This window comes from Coriobacteriia bacterium, from assembly GCA_031292615.1.
Classification (GTDB): domain Bacteria; phylum Actinomycetota; class Coriobacteriia; order Anaerosomatales; family JAAXUF01; genus JARLGT01.
In genome coordinates, this window is record JARLGT010000067.1 from 1 (window position 1) to 3349 (window position 3349).

Below are 3349 nucleotides of genomic sequence, written 5' to 3' on the forward strand. Positions count from 1 at the left end.
CGTTTCACGAGCACTTTGCTTGGGTGTTGCGATAACTAACCGGGTGCAACTCCCCGGTAACATACGGTGCGTATTGACGGCCGCGGCCGCGCTGTTCTAGGCGCGGAACGGACCTCAGGCGTGAAGAGGTGCCAGGCGCGACGCTCGCCGGAGGGATGCGCGTTCACTAGTGCTTTCGTGTGTGTAGCGCGAGTGCAACCACTTGCCGAGATACGAGCAAGACAATCCCCTTGTTGAGGCTTCCTCTCGGGCTGGGACTGGTGCCAAGAAAGGACGCGGTCATGTTCGGACGATTCGTGCTCCTGGCGTTGGGAATCGCCGCGGTGGCGTGCGCTCCGGGAAGCGCGATACCGAGTCGGTACGGTGCCGGGTTCGCGGCTGCCGGCCAGACCCACGTTGCGAGCAGCGCGCCCGAGATCCAGTCGGGCGGCGAGGTCATCGGCGTGGCGGGTCTGAAGCGTTCGCTACGCTTCGCCGACCTCTCTCCGGGGTGGTCCCAGACTGAGACCTATTCCGTGGAGAACACGGGCAATGCGTCGCTCCAGCTGGTCGTTTCCGGCGCCAACTTCGCGGATCGCGGAGGCGAGTTCACGTGGGCCGAGGCCGCCGTGGACCCAACAAACGCCGGAGATCTGGGTGATCACGTTCGAGTCACGGCGACGATCAACGGGGCGGAGGCATACGACGGCCCGTTGGAGGGACTCGTCGCTTGGGGTTCGACCGATCTCGGCGTCGTCCCCGCAGGGCAGACGCGAGCGGTGAGTCTACGCTTCTCGGTCGATCCCGGAACCGGAGCAGAGATCCAAGGTGACGAGGCGACCTTCGACCTGAGGTTCTCGCTGCGGCGCCGAGGCATCGCCCTCGCGAGCAACAGGCTTGCCACGGAGTAAGCGAACCGGGCCGTCGCTCCTATGACGGCCGGCGGCTTCGACTCGCGGCGTGCGCTGCGGCGAGGCTGCTACTACGCGCAGTCAACGGCCAGCAACGCGGCGCGTGGCATCAACGCTTCCCAGTTGGTTCCGACGCCGCGGAGCAGCTTGCCGAGCTCCTCGGCGCGTACGGGTTGGCTGAAGAGGAAGCCTTGGATGACGTGGCATCCTCGCTCCTGCAGGAATCGCAACTGGCTCTCGTTCTCGACGCCCTCGGCGACCATGTCAAGGCCGAGCTCTCGGCTGAGCTCAATCAGCATCGAGGCGATCGCCGCGCTCTGCGAGTCGACTTCGACGTCGCGCATGAAGTCCTGCGCGAGTTTGAGCGTCTGAATCGGGAAGTGCTTGAGGTAGCTCATCGAGGAGTAGCCCGTGCCGAAGTCGTCGATAGCCACTCGCACGCCCATGTCTCGGAACAGCTCCAGAATCGCGAGGATCTGGTCGACGTTGTACATCGCGATCGTCTCGGTGATCTCGAGTTCCAGCAGCGTCGCCTCGAGGCCTGATGCCTCCAGCACGTGCGCCACGTTCTCGACGATATTGCACTGGATGAACTCGCGCGCCGAGAGGTTGACCGCGACGCGGCCGAACTCGAGGCCCTCGTCGAGCCACGCGCGCGCCTGGTTGCACGCCGTGCGCAGAACCCACTGGCCGATCTCGGCGATCAGGCCGACCTGTTCGGCGAGCTCGAGGAACTCACCGGGGGAAAGCACGCCCCGAACCGGGTGATTCCAGCGCAGCAACGCCTCGACACCGACGAAGCTGCCATCGCGTGCGTCGACCTGAGGCTGGTAATAGACCTCGAATTCGTCGTGGTCGATCGCGTGGCGCAGAGCTCCCTCGAGTTCGAGCCGCGCCGCCGCAGACTCGTGCATGTCGGGCGTGTACATGCGATAGATGTTGTGGCCGGACTCCTTGGCCCGATACATCGCCGCATCGGCATTGCCGATCAGCTGCGTCTCGGTTTCGCCGTCCTCGGGGTACGTCGCGATTCCGATGCTCGCGCTGAGGCGAAGGCGATGGCCGTCGACCCGGAAGCCCTCGCTGATGGAGTCGAGAATCCGCTGGGCGATGTCGGTGGCGTCCTCGCGGCTTGCCACCCGAGCAATCAGCGTGAACTCGTCGCCGCCCTGACGCGCGATGGTGTCCTCGTCGCGAAGTAAGCTTCGCAGTCGCGCGCCAACGGCCTTCAGGGCGCCGTCTCCAACACCGTGACCGAGCGTGTCGTTGATCTCCTTGAACTCGTCGAGGTCGACGAAGATGACCGCTACCGTCTCGCCGGTGCGGCGCGCATTGGAAAGCGCGCTGCCGAGTCGGTCGAGGAACAGCGCCCGGTTGGGAAGGTCGGTAAGCGGGTCGTAGAAGGCCATGCGATGCACCGTCGTGCGTGCCATCCGAAGAGAGGTGGTGTCGCGGCTAGATTCGACCACCGACTGCACCTTGCCGTCTGAGTCGAGCACCGGATAGAAGACCTGCTCGAGCCAGCGGTGATGGCCGCAGACTTCTTCGGCCACGGTACGCTCGGCAACTTGGCCGGTCTGAAAGACGCTGTCTACGGGGCAGTTGCGGCATGGCTCGTCGCGGTCGAAGAGAAGCGTGTAGCATGCGGTGCCGACGAAATCGGCCGCGACTCGGCCAGCGAGGGCTTCTGCCTGGCCGTTGCCGTACAGAACGCACAGATCGTTGCTGACCGTGAGAATGGCGTCGGGGCTGCGCTCGTACATCTGCTGGATCCGTGTTTGCTCGCCGTGCAACATCTGCTCGGCGCGGCGGCGGTGCCCATAAAGGGTCTGGGCGAGAAGGGTGGTAAGCAAAACGCCGACGATGGCCGACAGTCGAATGACGGCGTGAGGCGCGTCGGGCGCGAGCAGTTGCGAGGTGAATGTCGTCGAATGCATCAGAGCATCGACCCAAGAGAGTCCAGCCCAAACGGCTACCGAGACAATCACTCCTGCGAGTCCCATGAGAGCGAGCTCGTCGGCTAGCGACAAAGGGTAGGTCTTCGTGCGAGTCATACTTTGCTCCCCAAGCCTGGCGATGCGGTGCAGGAGAGTTATCGGCGTTCAGTTGGCAACACTTGACAGGCGCGGCTTCGGCGTCGTCCCGGAGTGCTCCAAACAGTGTTTCAGCGCAATCATTTCCTGCTAGACTGTGCCACGCCCCCATCGTCTAGTGGCCAAGGACGCCGGCCCCTCAGGTCGGAAACCGAGATTCGAATTCTCGTGGGGGCACCATGCGACGGATACGTCTGCACTACGGGCGATTAACTCAGCGGGAGAGTGCTTCCTTTACACGGAAGAGGTCGGGGGTTCGAATCCCTCATCGCCCACCACAAAACCGCAGGTCAGAGGCATAATCGGGACTTGCCATCAGTGGCGCCGTACACCCGCGAAATGGCCGAATGTAGCAACGCGTGTAGC

Annotated in this window: 2 protein-coding genes and 2 tRNA genes; 3 read left to right on the forward strand and 1 reads right to left on the reverse strand. The window is 63.9% G+C overall.

Annotation, left to right across the window (positions count from 1 at the left end; all coding sequences use genetic code 11):
* Positions 1-281 precede the first annotated feature (281 nt).
* Positions 282-890 carry a hypothetical protein gene (locus tag P4L93_05900; GenBank protein ID MDR3686469.1) on the forward strand — a complete coding sequence of 203 codons (609 nt, stop codon included), beginning with the start codon at positions 282-284 and terminating at the stop codon, positions 888-890.
* A 71-nt stretch (positions 891-961) separates the two neighbouring features.
* Here P4L93_05900 and P4L93_05905 read toward each other — a convergent pair whose 3' ends face one another.
* Positions 962-2944 (reverse strand): EAL domain-containing protein, encoded by a 1983-nt coding sequence (locus P4L93_05905; GenBank protein ID MDR3686470.1) that lies wholly within the window; start codon positions 2942-2944, stop codon positions 962-964.
* Between the two features lie 143 nt (positions 2945-3087).
* On the opposite strand from P4L93_05905, the gene P4L93_05910 reads away from it, so the two are divergent.
* Both P4L93_05910 and P4L93_05915 read left to right on the forward strand, forming a co-directional pair.
* Positions 3088-3163, forward strand: a tRNA-Glu gene (locus P4L93_05910).
* A gap of 23 nt (positions 3164-3186) precedes the next feature.
* Positions 3187-3261: transfer RNA gene (locus P4L93_05915), tRNA-Val, on the forward strand.
* Positions 3262-3349: the final 88 nt, after the last annotated feature.

Excerpts from the sequence above, each read along its gene's own strand:
- P4L93_05905 (MDR3686470.1), bottom strand. The coding sequence starts at position 2,944 with ATGACTCGCACGAAGACCTACCCTTTGTCGCTAGCCGACGAGCTCGCT.
- P4L93_05900 (MDR3686469.1), top strand. The coding sequence starts at position 282 with ATGTTCGGACGATTCGTGCTCCTGGCGTTGGGAATCGCCGCGGTGGCG.